Annotated in this window: 1 pseudogene; it reads left to right on the top strand. The window is 71.5% G+C overall.

What is annotated here, in order from left to right:
• Positions 1-302, top strand: a pseudogene (locus EN807_RS34345) (pyridoxal kinase); the annotation flags it as partial.

The following is a 302-nucleotide window of genomic DNA, read 5'->3' as shown; positions in this document are numbered from 1 at the left end:
GCGCTGGAGACGCTCGGCTTCCCGGTCTGGGCGGTGCCGACCGTCGTCCTGCCCTGGCATCCGGGCCACGGCCGGGCGACCCGCATCGTGCCGCCGCTCGACCAGTTCAAGGCGCTGATGGCCGATCTCGAGCGCGCGCCCTGGTTGGGCGAGGTGCGGGCCGTGCTGTCGGGCTATCTCGGCGAGGCGGGCCAGGCGGAGGCCGTCGCCTCGCTGGTTGCCGCAGTCAAGGAGAAGACGCCGAACGCGCTTTACGTCTGCGACCCGGTGATGGGTGATTCCGGCGGGCTTTACGTTCCGGA

The sequence above is a fragment of the Mesorhizobium sp. M5C.F.Ca.ET.164.01.1.1 genome, assembly GCF_004792125.1.
Classification (GTDB): Bacteria; Pseudomonadota; Alphaproteobacteria; order Rhizobiales; family Rhizobiaceae; genus Mesorhizobium; species Mesorhizobium wenxiniae.
This window is presented reverse-complemented; position numbering and strand designations above follow the sequence as displayed.